The organism is Paenibacillus sp. 1781tsa1, from assembly GCF_024159265.1.
Lineage (GTDB): Bacteria > Bacillota > Bacilli > Paenibacillales > Paenibacillaceae > Paenibacillus.
Window position 1 is genome coordinate 3,202,460 of record NZ_JAMYWY010000001.1, and the last position, 15,708, is coordinate 3,218,167.

Sequence of the window (15,708 nt, forward strand, 5' to 3'; positions counted from 1 at the left end):
TGACAATAGAAAATGGTGATCAATGATGGCAGATATGATACAGATTGCAAGACGAGAAGTGAAGATGGGATTTCGCAATCCCTGGGCGTATTCGTTTCTGATTCTTTTTTGCACATTTAGCTTAAGCTTGTTACTCCTGAATTCGCAGAATTTGGTTCAAGGATATTCGGGCACAACAGGTTCGATGTTGAATCTGATTCTCTACCTTTTGCCACTAATGACGCTGTTCCTCGGTTCCTTCTCATTAACATCCGAAAAGGAAGATGGAAGTTGGCAATTGTTGGCGACATATCCCATCGGTACGATGTCCTTTATTGTGGGCAAGTATGTTGGGTTGTCGATTGTATTAATCACCATTGTTGCGTTTGGATACGGCCTGATGGGAGTGATTAGCGGAGTAATCGGGAATTCACTGGATGTCATGACATATCTTCTATTTCTGGCATTCTCGCGTGGACTGGTGTTGTTATTCCTGACGCTGGCTCTATTTATCGGTTCGTTGTCGCGCAATCGGTGGCAGGCATTGACCATCTCGGTGACCGTATGGTTTTTCGCTGTCATTGGATGGCCGACGTTACTGCTCTCTGTGCTGGGATTGATGCCTTATCTGTGGGTGAAACCGCTACTGGTTATGCTAACGTTCATCAATCCGGCAGAGCTGGTGCGATTGGTTGTAGTCATTAAATTGGGAGGCGGCTCCATTCTGGGACCGGAATATTATCAATGGGTGGAATGGGTGCAGCAACCAAGTGGCAGTTGGATTTTCTTCGGGATATGCCTGTTCTGGATAACCTGCTCTGTCCTGACCATATACGTGATCTGGGAGAGGGGGCGTTCTCATGGATAAGGTGGGACTCGAAGTACTGGGATTGGGAAAATCCATTAAAAAGCAACCAATTGTTGAGGATATCTCCTTTCACATGAATTCTGGCCAAGTGCTTGCCCTCTGTGGAGGGAATGGCGCAGGGAAAAGCACGGTGCTGCGTATGATCGCAGGAATTCTTCGGCCTACCTCCGGTGAGGTTGTGGTGAACAATGTGCGTTGGTTGAAGGAACGCAAGCGTTATTCAGAGCAGATTGGATATATGCCGGATGATTATCAATTCAATCAGGGATTGAGTGCGGAGGAAATGCTGTTATTCTGGGCTTCTCTGAGGAAAGTTCCGAAGGAGAGAGTGCAGGAAGTGCTCATCATGGTCGGGTTGGAGGATCAAAAGAACAAAAGGGTTACGAACTTCTCCAAAGGCATGCGCCAACGTGTGTTATTCGCCCAGGCTGTACTGTCCAAACCTCCACTTCTTATCATGGATGAGCCAACGAATGGATTGGACCCATTCTGGATGCAGGAGTTAGCTCAGCTGCTCAAGGGTATCAAACAGGATGGCCACATGGTCGTGTTCTCGACCCATCAGCTGGAGATCGCAGACGATATTGCGGATCAGGTAATATTTATGAACCATGGACGCAATGTTGGAGAGGGCTCCACCCATGATTTTCGTGATCAATTTGGTTCGCTCCATGCAGCATTTCATCAAAGTCTTGGCTTAAAGTGAAGGTGAGTTCATTGCAGAATAAGAGGTTTAATAACAAGCGTATACTTACCATTTTGATTAGCGTGGTCGCAGTGCTTACAAGTGCATGGGCCATTTACGAAAATGTGTCGACACCCGAGTCTGAGCGAGGCAACGCCATTGAAGTGGGTGCCGTGGCTCCTGAGTTCAGAGCGGTAAATTCAGCAGGTGAGCAAGTCAAGTTGTCGGATTATCGGGGCAAAGCCGTCATGATCAACTTTTGGGCTTCATGGTGTACGCCCTGTGTAAGGGAGATGCCGCTCGTTCATCAGATTGCTCAGGACTATCAGAATGATGTGGAAACCCTGTTTGTTAACGTGGGGGAATCGAAGGGTACGATTCGTGAGTTTATGGATAAACAAGCGTTTGATTTTCCGGTTATCATTGATGTGACGGGTAACATATCAGGCATGTATCGTATTACGGGTTTGCCCGCTACGCTGGTCATTGATAAGGAAGGGAAGTTCCGACATATATTGTTCGGCGAATTGACTGAAGACATCCCATTGCAGCAATGGCTGGAAGAGAGTATCTAGTCGTAAGAGTTGGATGGTGAGAAAAGGGGCAGGAACGCTCGAGATGGCCCAAATTTAGAGTAGATGAATTTATGATAAAAGTAACTACAAAAATATAACATAAAAAGCCGGACACCCATTTAACGAAGGGGTGTCCGGCTTTGCTTTTGAAAATATGATGTTTCGCAGCTGATTACAATACAGCAGCTGAAGCGTGATTTGAACGGGCGATTCTGGTTGCATCAACCATGTTGCGCAGGGAAGCAACTGTTTCTTCCTGTCCACGGGTTTTTAATCCGCAGTCCGGGTTGATCCAGAACAGCTTCGGATCAAGAACACGCAGGGCACGTTCAATCATGCTGCTCATTTCATCCACACTTGGAACACGTGGACTATGGATATCATATACGCCAAGACCGATACCCAGTTCATACGTATTTTCTTCAAAACTATGAATCAGTTCCCCGTGACTACGGGATGTCTCGATGGAGATAACATCGGCATCCATGGCTTCGATGGAATCGATCATGTCATGGAATTCGCAATAACACATATGTGTATGGATTTGAGTCGTTTCGTGCACTGTGCATGTAGAGATACGGAACGCTTTGACTGCCCAGGCCAGGTAATCGGCTTGTTCATTTTCTTTCAACGGAAGCCCTTCACGAACAGCAGGTTCGTCGACCTGGATCATACCAATACCTGCCTGTTCAAGTGCTTCGACTTCCTGTCTCAACGCATACGCCAATTGATAGGCAATCTGCTCCCGAGCAATGTCTTCGCGTACGAACGACCAATTCATGATGGTAATCGGGCCAGTCAGCATACCTTTAACAGGGCGCTCTGTCTGCGATTGAGCATATTTCGTTTCTTCCACCGTCATTTCACCCGTAAACGCAACATCCCCGAAGATAATAGGTGGCTTCACGCAACGGGAACCATATGACTGTACCCAGCCAAACTGTGTAAAGGCAAAGCCGGCCAGTTTCTCGCCAAAGAACTCAACCATATCGGTACGCTCAAACTCACCATGCACTAACACGTCAATTCCGATCTCTTCCTGAAGCTTAATCCAGATATCAATCTGCTCCCGGATGAAGGCAGCATACTGTTCGTTGTTCAACTCACCTTTGCGCCACAACTGACGTGCTTTTCTGACTTCAGCAGATTGTGGGAAACTACCAATCGTTGTCGTTGGGAAGAGTGGTAATTGCCACTTGGCCTGTTGAGCTTCATGACGCTCGGCAAAAGGACGGGAGCGCTCTGGCTGTTGAACACTGATGGAAGCAACGGCTTTCTGAACAGCGGTGCGGTTCCGATCTTCGGATTGCTGAAGTGCCTGAAGAGGAAGCTCTGCTTCGTCTATTTTGGCCGTAATCTCTGCACTTGGTGAAGATAAGGCTGTAGTCAAAAGAACAATCTCATCCAGCTTTTCATCTGCAAATGCAAGAGCATTCTTCAGTTCAGATGTAAGTTTTGCCTCACGTTCAGTGGTAACGGGCACATGCAGCAGGCTGCAGGATGATTGCACGATGATACGTTCAGGCGTCACGACTTCAGCCAATTCTTTCAGCAACTTCAGTTTTGCTTGAAGGGAAGCTTTCCAGATCCCACGTCCATCAATAATACCTGCACCGAGCACTTTGTCTGCCGGGAAACCGGATGTCCGAATAGATTGTGTGTTACCAGAGAGTCCGTGTACAAAATCTAGGCCTACACCTTGCACTGGCAATGACACAATGTCGCTGTAGTTTTCGACAGATTCAAAGTACGTTTGCAGCATAATATTCAGGCCTGGAACGGCTGCTGCAAAAGTTTCATATATTTTATTAAGGCGCTGTACGTCTTCATCGTTTAATTTGGTGACCAGACTAGGTTCGTCGATCTGAACCCACTGAACACCTTCACTCGCAAGTTCCTGGAGTAATTGAGTGTAAAGTGGAAGCAAGCGATCCAGCCATGCGTCTGTCTCGGATTTATCATATCCTTTGGAGAGTTTCAGGAAGGTTAATGGTCCAACAATGACCGGTTTTCCCTCAATGCCGAGTTTTTCTTTTGCTTCACGATAAGCGAGAAGGGGTTTGTTCTCCGTCAGAGTTGGGGAAGCCCCATCCAGTTCAGGTACGATGTAGTGATAGTTGGTGTTAAACCATTTTGTCATTTCGCTCGCAGCGGCATCTTTTGTTCCCCGGGCAATGCCATAATATACGGACAACGGAACCGAGCCACCATCATAAGCAAAACGTTTAGGAATAATGCCGAACATCACAGCCGTATCCAGGATATGATCGTAATAACTGAAATCATTAACCGGAATGAGGTCGATGCCTTGCGCTTGCTGCTTGCGCAAATGATCTAAGCGGATCTCCTGCAAACGTGCGTGAAATTCTGTTTCCTCCAATTTGCCTGCCCAGAACGCTTCCAACGCTTTCTTCCATTCCCGATCAGCACCAATACGCGGATATCCCAATACACTACTTTTTGTCATCGTTTAAAACCCCTCTGCTTTTATGTTACACAAAATTTATCACAGATCCGGAGTTATAATGTAATTCCATTAAATTATACCTAGTTATAGCCTGAGACTATATCCAAAGGTGTATGATACATAAGTTGAATTAACGAGTATTTACACTTGCCACTCCGATGACAGAATAACCTTCCGACTCAGCTAAGGATAAATAATAGATCGTAATCATATTTTGTATGCTTTTGCATTCGCTCGGGATAATAGAAAGTAAAAAGGTGGATGAGTATGGTAATTCAAAAACAAATTTTTCTCTCAATACTTGCAGCTATAACATTAATGTTAAATAGTGTTTTCCTATCCACAGATGTTACATATGCAGATCCTGAGTTTGTACAACAAGAAAACTATAAGGCATTAGCACTTACGATACTCAACCCATACATTGCCCGTGAGATTACCAGCTATTATCAAGAAAATCATATGCCGGTCCCTGGCTATGGGCTATATGATATGAACGTATTGGAACTTAAAAGGCGCACACAAGGTGGTTATAGCTTTCGAACCGTTCTGGAAGTCAGAACTTTCTACGGTCCACATAACCCGCCATATGGGAAAGAGATCATTACGTTTGATATAGACACCGCTAATGTTACAATGGTTAACTATGTTCATACGAATGATTGAAGGGAAGGCGATAAGCATGAATCTGTATCACATCCAGTCTACCGTGCACGGAATCAACAGAGTAGCATCATTTTTGGAAGAAAATTATATTGGTATCGCTTGGTCCGGTACAGGAGATCTGGAACAAACGCCCCCGGAGCTATGGAAGGAACAGTTGGTTCAACACGCTAGATTGGATGAAACGGAATTGGCGAGAGCACTCGAGACACTACATATGTTTGCTAACCTCATGCAGGATGGAGATTATGTATTAATTAGCGATGATGAATGGACGTATGTTGGGGATATCGGGGATTATTATTACGATGATTCTGCTGGCACAGAAGAGGACTTGATCTGTCACCGCCGCGGGGTTACATGGTTGGGTCGTATTCCTCTCGCTGAGCTAAATGACAAAGTTCAGGCACTGCTAAAAGATTCATCCACCCTTGCAAAGTTTGAACATCCCGTTTCACAAGCACAGCTGGATCGCGGACTTGCAGTCGGCATAGCAACTGAAGCAACACACACTTTCTCAACAGGAATAGATGAAGCCACAATTCAAGCAGCTATTCATGTGTTGAAGGAAGCGTTGCACAGTGAAGAAGAAGAGCTGCGAATTCGTGCGGCTACAGCCATTTTGCAGTATGCCAAACCATAGAACTACTATGCCAAGAATTATGGATGGTTACTGGTTTAGACGGCCCTTTCGTGGAACAGCAATATTATTATTTATAACTCTTGAGTAAGTCCTGAGATCTGTTCATTTACATTCCTATGACTCAGTCCTCCGTGATAACAAAACACAGATGTAATGTCGAGTTCGGTAAATTTTTTCAATGATAACCGGGCAATCTCTATATCCAGGGTAGTTGGTTCATGAATGCCTCCAAGCATGCCGTCCACACTGTACATTGAATCTCCGGCAATGAGTGTCTTGCTTTGCTTCAGATAAAGACTGATATGACCTGGCGTATGACCAGGTGTATGAATAACGCGAATTCCACCGCAAAACGGAAGTTCCTGACCATCAGTCACCGTTTCATCTACTCTGCCCTTTGGAAGATGTTCAAGGTGACCGTCTTTGAGAAGAGGCAGCTGTCCCTCAATATACGGCTTATCCAGTTCATGCGCATATATCTTGACTTGTGAGCCACAATCTTGCAAAATCTCGGGAAGACACCCGATATGGTCCACATCCTGATGCGTCAAAATTACTGCTTTAAGTTGGCTGATCGGCATGCCTAACTTTTCTAACGCACGACGTAAATCGTCATATTGCCCTGGGAAACCGGTATCAATTAACACAGCTGTTTCTTCATCCCGTATTAGAATAGGGTGAATCACATTCCCTTCAAAATTGAGCTGTAACATCTCTATTCCTTTTAGAATTTCCATAATGCCGACCTCCAAAAAATAAATTGATATAGAAAAAGATCATTATATTACTTAGGTAAACGAATAAAGACGGCAAAAAGATACGTGAATACTTATAGAAATATTCAATGGATGGGGGAATTGACGCTTGCTGTTGGGAATGATAATTTAGATATATCATTAAAACCAATAAGTCCAATAAGATAAAGGGGGTATGTGGGGTGACACATATCGTGCATGCAGCAGCTGAAGATATTCGGAGCGAGGATTCGCTGCAATTGATCAAGGAACTGAGTGAAGAACTCGGTTTGTTATATGGCGGTGATGGAACGGCGGGATTTCAACTGTCCGACGTTGAGGTGCCACGGGCGGCTTTTATCGTTGCCAGGATCGACGGATACCCGGTTGGTTGCGGAGCACTTAGACCCCTTGATGAAACATCTGTAGAAGTTAAACGCATGTATACACGCAGTGGCTACCGCCGTAAAGGGATAGCCCAGGCGATTTTGGCTGAGGCGGAGCGTCTTGCAATCGAACTTGGTTATACCAACCTGAAACTGCAAACCGGTCCCTTGCAGCCGGAAGCTGCAGCGCTATATGAGCGCGTAGGGTATTATCGAATCCCTGTGTTCAGTGGCAATTGGGACAAAGTGTTAGCCTACCAGAAAGACCTCGCACACGAAAAGGTAAATGCTACGCACAAATCATAACTTCTGTTCACTGAACGGGTAGAGGAGCATAAGATACAAGAAAAAGTCGCCTATGGGCGACTTTTTTAGCTTTAACTTATCCGGTTTTTGAAAGGATAGACCAAGGATTTTAATCCTTTGCGGAATGCATGATCGATGGGTCTTGATGTTGAGCGCCCCATTCGCACAATCCTTCCAAAACGGGCAGTAATCTCTCAGCTTTGACTGTCAGTCTATACTCGACTTTAGGAGGGACTTGAGGGTACTCTTTCCGCTCTACCATGCCATCTGCTTCGAGTTCTTTGAGCTGTGAACTCAGCGTTTTATACGTGATGGCTCCGATCTGCCTTTTCAGTTCATTGAAGCGAACAGGCGGGTTTTCTGCCAGAAGATACATAATCACCATTTTCCATTTACCACCAATAACGGACAACGTATATCCAAAAGGGGTATCTTGAATGTTTTTAACTTTACCGTGGTATTCAGCCATACTCATCATTAACACTATCCTTTCGGGTAGTACCTATCCTTAAAGACCGTACTATTTATTGGATTGGGCTCAGTTTATACTAACCTTACTTTGAAGTAAAGGAGATTTACGATGCCTCAAAAAAAATTCTTCTGTTCAAGCTGCAATTGCAGGATAAAAGGGTGTAAGTCACCTTATCGGCGACTTATCTTTTGCATCTATTCATCCCTGATGGATAGGAATAATTAATTGGTTGCCCACATATCAGAATACTGATATATCAAGTCAAAATATAGGAAGATTACGGATAAAAATATCAATATTATTATATGGGTGGTTCAATGAGAGTCAGAAATTAAACAAACTGAGGAGAGCATACCCAGATGGTCACGTTATTGTTAATTATTATCTATCTCGCATTTATAGGGCTTGGATTGCCAGATGCTTTACTTGGCAGTGCCTGGTCCATTATGAAGAACGATATACATGCGACAACAGAAATGGCAGGGTACATATCGTTAATTGTTTCATTTTGTACAGTCGTGTCCAGTCTCTCGGCCAGTCGATTGTTACACCGATTTGGAACAGGTAAAGTCACACTATTCAGTATCCTCTCAACAACGATCGCTCTGTTGGGATTCTCATTCTCTGAGAATTTTGTGTTTTTACTGATTCTGGCGATCCCTCTCGGTCTGGGAGCAGGTTCGGTGGATGCGGCACTAAGTAATTATGTAGCATTGCATTTCAAGGCCAAGCATATGAACTGGTTGCACTGTTTCTGGGGAATTGGTGCAGTGACAGGCCCACTCGTTATGGCATATTGGCTGAATCAAGCAAACAACTGGCGTGCAGGATACGTCACTGTAGGATTAATTCTGCTTGGGATCGCGGTGATCTTATTATCAACGTTATCTCTATGGAGAATTTTCGAGAAGGAAAGAGTAGAGGAGTCTGCTGATGAGAAGAAACGGGTGAGCAATCGTGAGGCCATACGCATCCCTGGCGTGAAAATGTCGATGCTTGCCATGCTTTGTTATAATGGTTCCGAAACTGCAGCCGGTCTGTGGATGGCTTCGTTCTTCATAGGTAGCAAAGGAGTATCTCCAGGTACTGCCGCAGCACTTTCCTCCCTATTTTTCATTGGCATCATCTTGGGACGTGTCATCTCAGGCTTTCTTTCGACTCATGTATCCAGCAAAATGCTCATTAGATATGGTGGAATCGTTGGATGCTTCGGACTGGTTATCCTGGTTATGCCGATTCCGTATTGGGTTGCTGCAGGTGCTTTATTGATCGTGGGATTAGGTGGAGCGCCAATCTATCCAAGCATTGTTCATGCATCACCCGAACGCTTCGGAGAGAAGGCATCCCCAAGTGTAATTGGACTTGAAATGGCTAGTGCCTATACGGGGTCAACACTCATTCCGTTAGGTATGGGGCTTATTGCAAGCCAATGGGGGATGTCGATGGTCCCTGTAATTTTACTTTTCCTGTTTGGAATCATGTTTGTTGCGACAGAACGGGTTAACAAGAGAGATAAAGAGCCCAGTCTAACATTATAGAGCGGCATTTTAAACAGTGCTTTCATGGAATATGGCACTATCCATAGTATACAAAAGGAACAACCCATGTGGGTTGTTCCTTTTGTATACGTCATATTTATAAGAAGATCAGCAACAATGTTCCTGCGGCAAAACAGTAATACGAAAAGTATTTCAGATTGCCCTTCGCCATAATGCCCATAAACCATCTCATGGAGAAATAGGTAACGAATAGTGTCGTGATGAATGCGATTAGATAAGGAATAGCCAGCTGTGATCGGTTCGGATCATTGGCAATGTCCGATACACCCATGATGAGTCCACCAATGCTTATGGGAATGTACAGCATAAAGGAGAACTTCAAAGCCGTTTCCTGTTTCATGCCGACAGCGATGGAGGCAATTACCGTCGCTCCAGAGCGGCTAATGCCTGGAATAAGAGCGACCGCCTGAGCCAAACCCACCAACAGCGCATCTTTCGTAGACAGATCACCGTCTTGCTTGCGACCACGAAGATTACGAATCAACCACAAGGCAACCCCGGTGATCAATAACGCGATGGAAACGGTATATACGGACGAGAAAATTTCTTCAATGCGATCCTTGAACAGGACCGCAACAACAGCAGCAGGGATCGTACCAATAATTATGTATAAGCAAAACATGAAGTCTGCTCTATATTCTTCTTTACGAGTACTCAGGTAACCAACTGCGCCAATAATCAACTTTTTGATATCTTCCCGGAAAATAAAAATAATAGCGATAAGTGATGCCGTGTTTGTTAAAATCTCAAATGACAATCCATTCTGCTTAATGCCCATCAGTTTCTGGGCGATGATCAAATGACCGCTAGAGGAGACGGGAATCGGCTCCGTCGCACCTTGAACAATACCTAAAAACAAATACTTTAACCACAATATAATCTCTTCCATGTTGTCCTCCTTGAATACGTTTCATTGTCTTTCCAATGATCTCTCTTTTTAATAAAAATGACTTGCCTACTCTATTGATGATAGCCGTTTAAGTTGGTGACTTGCAAGTTAGAGTTCATAGATTGAGGGAAATAAACATAGCTTGTCAAATCCTGCAGAGCATGATATCGTTGATAACGATTATCAATATCAACGAAAAGGTGGGTTTATTTTGCGTAAACAGACAAAATCAATATGGATCATAATGGCACTCATCTTGCTGATTGTACTTAGTGCATGTGCCCAGTCTGCCACGAACAATAGTACGAACGGGGACAGCACGAATGCAGCTACGGAGACAGAAACCAAGACTGAATCGGATTCAGCTTCTTCCGCTGAACCAACGGCAACTGCCGAAGAGGAACTCGTTACATATCAATCGGATGCAGGAGAAGTACAGGTACCCAAGAATCCTAAGCGTATTATTGATTTGACATCATTTTCGACAGGGTACTTTGTTGCCCTGGATGCACCAGTAGTCGGCGCTTTATCAGGTGCGATGAACAACAAGTATATTAAGGATCAACTTGCTGCAGCGGGCACCAGTGATCTGGGTGAAAAACCTACACCAGAGAGTCTGATCAGCTTAAAACCCGACCTCTTTATTGTGTACACAGGCACAGAGGGCATCGACAAGCTGGAGCAGATTGCGCCAGTTGTACAGATTGATTATGGTAAGCGCAATTTCAAGGATCTCATGCTTGAAATGGGTAAGCTCACCAATAGAGAAGACGCAGCTAAAGCATGGAATGCTAAATGGGAAGCAAAGATTAACGAAATGAAGCCTAAGGTTCAGGAAGCTGTGGGTGATCGCACGGTATCCATTCTGAATCCGTATGCCAAAGGATTATTTGTATTTGGTCACAACTACGGCCGAGGCGGTGAAATTATTTATGGAGAGTTTGGTCTCAAGGCACCTGCCAAGGCTCAAGCTGAAGCGATTGACAGTGGAACTGGTTGGGCATCGATCTCGATGGAACTATTACCGGAGTATGCGGGGGATATCATCTTCACCAGCCCATGGTCGGGAGATAAAACTGATCCCAAGATCGTATATGATAATCCATTGTGGAAGAATTTGCCTGCGGTGAAGGCCAATCATGTGTTCCAGCTTGACCCGACTTCAGACTCTTATAACGATCCGTTAACGTTGGAAGGTCAACTGCAGTTTATTTCCGATAGTCTGCTTTCGACGAAGTAAGGTTGAACAGCATAATTGATAGTACTGGAGCATTTCCAAGCGTCGTTACAAGACGCGGAAATGCTCTTTTTATGACGGCATTAATTTATATAGGTCGATCATGTATGGATTTTGACCAATCTAATTAAGCTTGATACAATAAGAGAACTGTTGATGAACATTTATTATCAAGTGGGGTGATCTAGAATTGCAACAAAAAAGTGAACTATTAAATGTATGGTTGTCTTTGTCTAACATTCATACCCATCTGAATGAGAAGTTGGAACTGGCACTGCTTCAGGAATATGATCTATCTTTGAAAGAATTTTATGTTTTACATTTTATATCGAATGCAGAGGAAAAGAAGTTACGTCTGCTTCAACTGCAAGAATTGGTGGGGTTGAGCCAAAGTGCGGTATCCAGACTTGTAGTAAGGATGGAAGCGAAAGACTGTGGGGCATTGGAAAGACATATATGCGAAGATGACCGACGTGGGATCTACACTCGTATTACTAACCTTGGTGAAAACAAATATAACAAAGCACTTCAAACCTATAACCAGGTCTTGCAAACCGAACTTGAAAAAGACGGATTCGAGACTCAATTAGAGAACCTTACAAAAAAATTGTTTTAAGTCTTAGGGTGAAAACTATAGGGTAACATCATATTTTTACCCTATAAGAAGACTTGACACGTTTGAATATATCCGGTAAATTAAATGCATGCGCATGCTTCTATATGGTGTGCGGGGATTTATTTTCAAGGAGGTACTGAATATGAAGGTGTTAGTCGTGTGATCAAATGGAGAAACATTTTACGATAACCCTAGAGGTAAGAGAGGGCTTTGCGATGATTGGATTTATACTGGTGTCCGTGATAGGAATTTTCATTGCTGTTCGTCCATTTTGGCCGCTGCCTAATCTTAAATATATAGATTATGAAGAATATCTCAGACAACATCGTGATTTTCGACAATATAAGGTGATCGATATCCGAGATGCAACAGATTACTTGGATAATCCTACACCGGATACCATTAACATCTCAGTGGGACGTCTTGCTTTCACATGGGAAAAATACCTACATCGCGAAGATAACGTGATTATTATGTCTCCTGGCATACTCCAATCCAAAAAGGCTGCACGCATATTGCGGAAGCGTGGATTCAAATACCTTTATGTGATGAAGTATAAGGTTGATGTGATTTCGTAAAATATACGGGAAAATTAATATGGTAAATTTAATGCTTGCGCATGCATTTTGATTATTTTAAGAAAAGAGGATTTTAATATGATGACAGATTTGTTTAGTCCATATTCTTTTAAAGGTTTAGAGCTCAAAAACCGTGTTGTAATGGCTCCAATGTGCCAATATTCAGTTGATCAGAAAGATGGTATAGCAACAGATTGGCATTTTATGCATTACGTTAGTCGTGCTGTGGGAGGTACAGGTCTCGTTATCATTGAAATGACAGATGTCGAACCGGATGGCCGTATTACAGACTTTGATCTCGGCCTGTGGTCTGATGAACAGATCCCGGCTCTGAAACGGATTGTCGATGCGTGTCACAGTTATGGTGCCAAAGTGGGTATCCAGATTGCACATGCAGGCCGCAAGGCAGAAGATGCCGAAGTTCCAGTTGCTCCGTCCGCGATTGCCTTTGATGAGAATTCCAAGCAACCGAGAGCGCTCGCAACGGGTGAAGTGAAAGCCATGGTTGAAAAATTCCGGAGTGCTGTAGCTCGTGCTGTGAAAGCGGGATTTGATGCGATTGAGATTCATGGTGCACATGGTTACCTGATTCATCAATTCCATTCTCCACTAACGAACAAGCGCGAAGATGAATATGGTCAAGATTTAACGTTATTTGGCCGGGAGATTATTCAGGCTGCCAAGGCAGAGATGCCCGAAGATATGCCCTTGATAATGCGCATTTCAGCAAAAGAATATGTAGAAGGTGGCTACGGCATTAACGAAAGTTCCGAGTTTGCCAAGGCTTATAAAGAGGCAGGCGTTGACGTATTTCACATCTCATCTGGTGGCGAGGGACAGATTGCTGCGTGGGGCAGACCAGGAACTCACGCGGCTTATCAAGTGCCTCTCGCTAAAGCAATCAAAGAGGCTCTTAATGTGCCTGTGATTGCTGTTGGAAGACTCGATGATCCTACCTTGGCGAACGCAGTCATCGGAAATGAAGAAGCTGATCTGGTTGCAGTTGGCCGGGGATTGTTAAGAAATCCTTACTGGGCATTGGAAGCGGCGTCTACTTTACGCAAAAACACGGACGTTCCAAAACAATATACGACTGGTTTTTAACAAATTAGTTATTTTATGATCTATATCAATACATGAACAAGAGAGGACTCCGATTGACAACACAGAAGGAGTCCTTTTTGTATTTAACCCAGACAAGTTAAGGAACGATATTAGCCACTAACCAGTCAAGAGATGGTCGTCGTCTCATCGGTTTTACCTCGCAGGCGTTTAATGTCTTCTCTGGGCGGTAATCCGAACATGCGAGAATATTCACGACTGAATTGTGAAGGGCTCTCGTAACCTACCTGAAATGCTACATCTGCTGCATCGGTGGACTTGGATAATAACAAGCGCCGAGCTTCTTGCAACCTAAGTTGTTTTTGAAACTGAATCGGACTCATGGCAGTGACTTCTTTAAAGTGTCTGTGCAGCGAGGCAGTACTCATATTCGCCAAATCCGCCAGATCCTCAATCCGAAAATTTTGATCAGAGTGATTCATAATATAATCAATAACATCTTTGATTCGATAGGTGTGGCTACCCTCCATGGTAGCTTGCTCCAAGGCAACCCCATGGGGCCCTTTCAGAACTTTATAGAGAATTTCCTTCTTGAACAAAGGAGCAAGCAGTGGAATATCTTCCGAATGATCTTCCAACAAACGTGTTAACCTGACAACTGCATCCAGCAGAGATGGCTCAGCTTGGCTGACAAACATCGCACGTTTCGTCGTTTTTCTCGGTTTTGCTGGGAAATCGGAGTGGTTCAATACCTCCAGAATCTCACTGGATGTGAATTCAAGTTTCAGGGCCAGATAGGGAGCCTCAGACGAGGCTTGAATCACTTGTCCACTTACCGGCAAGTCCACGGTTGCCACGATATAACTTCCTGGGCCATATCGGAAACGATCCTGTCCCAGCAGCACCTCTTTCTGACCCTGTACGATAATGCAGAAGGAAGGTTCATTCACTCTAAATATAGGTTCAGTAACAACCGATTCACGGATTAGAAATAATGAAGGGATAGCCGTCGGGTGCACCCCATCCTTGTTGGAATAGCGGTCAATGCGACTGGCTAATTCGTCTTGATGTTCGTGTAATCGATCAGACATACGTAGATCTCCTTTTTCGCACAATATCATAATAACTCACATTCTATCGCATATTGACCCAAGACGGTAGAAAACGGATAGGATTAGGCAAACATTTGATGTAAATAGATAAGACATGCTGACCGATTGTTACATATTCACAAGTACACAGGTCATGATATACAACAAGTACAGAAGATATACACTTACGGATCGGCTAATCCGTGAGCAGATGAGAAGGAAAAGAGTTATCTGCCTCTTTTATTTACTGATCGTTCCCGATGTGTTAGATTGATTTTGGGAGGGAAGTCAAATGGCTAGAAGTAAAGAGTTTGAAGTGAACGAAGTGTTGGATAAAGCAATGAAGATCTTCTGGGAACAAGGTTACGAGAAGACGTCGATGAGTGACCTTGTGGAGCATATGGGAATACATCGCCGAAGTATATATGATACATTTGATGATAAACATACATTGTTCTTGCAGGCTATGGATCGTTATAAAGGCAAGATCAGTGCTACATTACTTGCAGAAGTTAAAGCGTCCAAGACGGCAGTGGAAGCACTGCATACAATTTATGGATTGTTGATCAGTAAAGCAGAGGATACACCATCGGGTTGCCTGATCGTGAACTCGGCAGTAGAACTGGGCACACGCGATTCGGACGTAGATATCCGGTCCCTTGAATCATTTAACGATACAGAGCGAATGTTCGAGCAGATCGTCGAATGGGGACAGCGGGATGGAGAATTTTCCTCAGACCATGATGCAAAGGAAATGGCAGAGTACCTGCACAATATTTCTGTCGGCATCCGAGCCATGAACAGAACCTCGACGGATAAAGAAAAATTAAATCGAATTATCAATGTATCGATAAAACTTTTGGAGAAAAGATGAGTAGAGACGTACCACAAAAAGTAG

17 protein-coding genes are annotated in these 15,708 nt (G+C 44.0%); 12 read left to right on the forward strand and 5 right to left on the reverse strand.

What is annotated here, in order from left to right:
- Positions 1-25: 25 nt before the first annotated feature.
- The 3 genes from NKT06_RS14295 to NKT06_RS14305 are packed head-to-tail and all read left to right on the forward strand — an operon-like array spanning position 26 to position 2,107.
- The gene (locus tag NKT06_RS14295) at positions 26-847 is read left to right on the forward strand and encodes an ABC transporter permease (RefSeq protein ID WP_253442565.1); all 822 of its coding nucleotides are present in this window, start codon (positions 26-28) and stop codon (positions 845-847) included.
- Entirely contained in the window at positions 840-1,553 is a 714-nt protein-coding gene (locus tag NKT06_RS14300; protein WP_253435419.1) for an ABC transporter ATP-binding protein, read from the forward strand. The genes NKT06_RS14295 and NKT06_RS14300 overlap by 8 nt, the downstream gene beginning before the upstream one ends.
- Before the next feature lie 11 nt (positions 1,554-1,564).
- Positions 1,565-2,107 (forward strand): redoxin domain-containing protein, encoded by a 543-nt coding sequence (locus NKT06_RS14305; RefSeq protein WP_301289941.1) that lies wholly within the window; start codon positions 1,565-1,567, stop codon positions 2,105-2,107.
- Between the two features lie 172 nt (positions 2,108-2,279).
- On the opposite strand, the gene metE is transcribed toward NKT06_RS14305, so the two are convergent.
- On the reverse strand, positions 2,280-4,574 hold the full coding sequence (gene metE, locus NKT06_RS14310) for a 5-methyltetrahydropteroyltriglutamate--homocysteine S-methyltransferase (protein ID WP_253435424.1): 2,295 nt from the start codon (positions 4,572-4,574) through the stop codon (positions 2,280-2,282).
- Between the two features lie 267 nt (positions 4,575-4,841).
- On the opposite strand from metE, the gene NKT06_RS14315 reads away from it, so the two are divergent.
- Together NKT06_RS14315 and NKT06_RS14320 are read left to right on the forward strand one after the other, a co-directional pair.
- On the forward strand, positions 4,842-5,240 hold the full coding sequence (locus tag NKT06_RS14315) for a DUF3888 domain-containing protein (protein WP_253435427.1): 399 nt from the start codon (positions 4,842-4,844) through the stop codon (positions 5,238-5,240).
- 16 nt (positions 5,241-5,256) lie between these two features.
- A complete protein-coding gene (locus NKT06_RS14320; protein WP_253435430.1) occupies positions 5,257-5,880 on the forward strand; it encodes a hypothetical protein in 624 nt (207 codons plus the stop codon).
- A 71-nt stretch (positions 5,881-5,951) separates the two neighbouring features.
- Here the strand turns inward: NKT06_RS14320 and NKT06_RS14325 are convergent, their stop codons facing one another.
- Positions 5,952-6,617, reverse strand: coding sequence for an MBL fold metallo-hydrolase (locus tag NKT06_RS14325; RefSeq protein WP_253435433.1), 666 nt, complete (start codon positions 6,615-6,617; stop codon positions 5,952-5,954).
- A gap of 200 nt (positions 6,618-6,817) precedes the next feature.
- Between NKT06_RS14325 and NKT06_RS14330 the strand changes: the two genes are divergently transcribed.
- Entirely contained in the window at positions 6,818-7,306 is a 489-nt protein-coding gene (locus NKT06_RS14330; RefSeq protein ID WP_253435436.1) for a GNAT family N-acetyltransferase, read from the forward strand.
- 109 nt (positions 7,307-7,415) lie between these two features.
- On the opposite strand, the gene NKT06_RS14335 is transcribed toward NKT06_RS14330, so the two are convergent.
- Positions 7,416-7,781 (reverse strand): winged helix-turn-helix transcriptional regulator, encoded by a 366-nt coding sequence (locus tag NKT06_RS14335; RefSeq protein WP_253442567.1) that lies wholly within the window; start codon positions 7,779-7,781, stop codon positions 7,416-7,418.
- A gap of 356 nt (positions 7,782-8,137) precedes the next feature.
- On the opposite strand from NKT06_RS14335, the gene NKT06_RS14340 reads away from it, so the two are divergent.
- Positions 8,138-9,316 carry an MFS transporter gene (locus NKT06_RS14340; RefSeq protein ID WP_253435440.1) on the forward strand — a complete coding sequence of 393 codons (1,179 nt, stop codon included), beginning with the start codon at positions 8,138-8,140 and terminating at the stop codon, positions 9,314-9,316.
- 97 nt (positions 9,317-9,413) lie between these two features.
- Here the strand turns inward: NKT06_RS14340 and NKT06_RS14345 are convergent, their stop codons facing one another.
- The gene (locus NKT06_RS14345) at positions 9,414-10,226 is read right to left on the reverse strand and encodes an undecaprenyl-diphosphate phosphatase (RefSeq protein WP_253435443.1); all 813 of its coding nucleotides are present in this window, start codon (positions 10,224-10,226) and stop codon (positions 9,414-9,416) included.
- 211 nt (positions 10,227-10,437) lie between these two features.
- On the opposite strand from NKT06_RS14345, the gene NKT06_RS14350 reads away from it, so the two are divergent.
- From NKT06_RS14350 to NKT06_RS14365, 4 genes are all read left to right on the forward strand, one after another.
- The gene (locus NKT06_RS14350; protein WP_253435446.1) at positions 10,438-11,466 is read left to right on the forward strand and encodes an ABC transporter substrate-binding protein; all 1,029 of its coding nucleotides are present in this window, start codon (positions 10,438-10,440) and stop codon (positions 11,464-11,466) included.
- A gap of 187 nt (positions 11,467-11,653) precedes the next feature.
- On the forward strand, positions 11,654-12,079 hold the full coding sequence (locus tag NKT06_RS14355) for a MarR family winged helix-turn-helix transcriptional regulator (protein ID WP_253435449.1): 426 nt from the start codon (positions 11,654-11,656) through the stop codon (positions 12,077-12,079).
- A gap of 215 nt (positions 12,080-12,294) precedes the next feature.
- On the forward strand, positions 12,295-12,657 hold the full coding sequence (locus NKT06_RS14360; RefSeq protein WP_253435452.1) for a rhodanese-like domain-containing protein: 363 nt from the start codon (positions 12,295-12,297) through the stop codon (positions 12,655-12,657).
- A gap of 81 nt (positions 12,658-12,738) precedes the next feature.
- Positions 12,739-13,761, forward strand: a complete 1,023-nt coding sequence (locus NKT06_RS14365) for an NADH:flavin oxidoreductase/NADH oxidase (protein ID WP_253442569.1) — start codon at positions 12,739-12,741, stop codon at positions 13,759-13,761.
- A gap of 125 nt (positions 13,762-13,886) precedes the next feature.
- Here NKT06_RS14365 and NKT06_RS14370 read toward each other — a convergent pair whose 3' ends face one another.
- Positions 13,887-14,810, reverse strand: a complete 924-nt coding sequence (locus NKT06_RS14370; protein WP_253435455.1) for an AraC family transcriptional regulator — start codon at positions 14,808-14,810, stop codon at positions 13,887-13,889.
- Positions 14,811-15,102: 292 nt separating this feature from the next.
- On the opposite strand from NKT06_RS14370, the gene NKT06_RS14375 reads away from it, so the two are divergent.
- A complete protein-coding gene (locus tag NKT06_RS14375) occupies positions 15,103-15,684 on the forward strand; it encodes a TetR/AcrR family transcriptional regulator (RefSeq protein ID WP_253435458.1) in 582 nt (193 codons plus the stop codon).
- Positions 15,685-15,708: the final 24 nt, after the last annotated feature.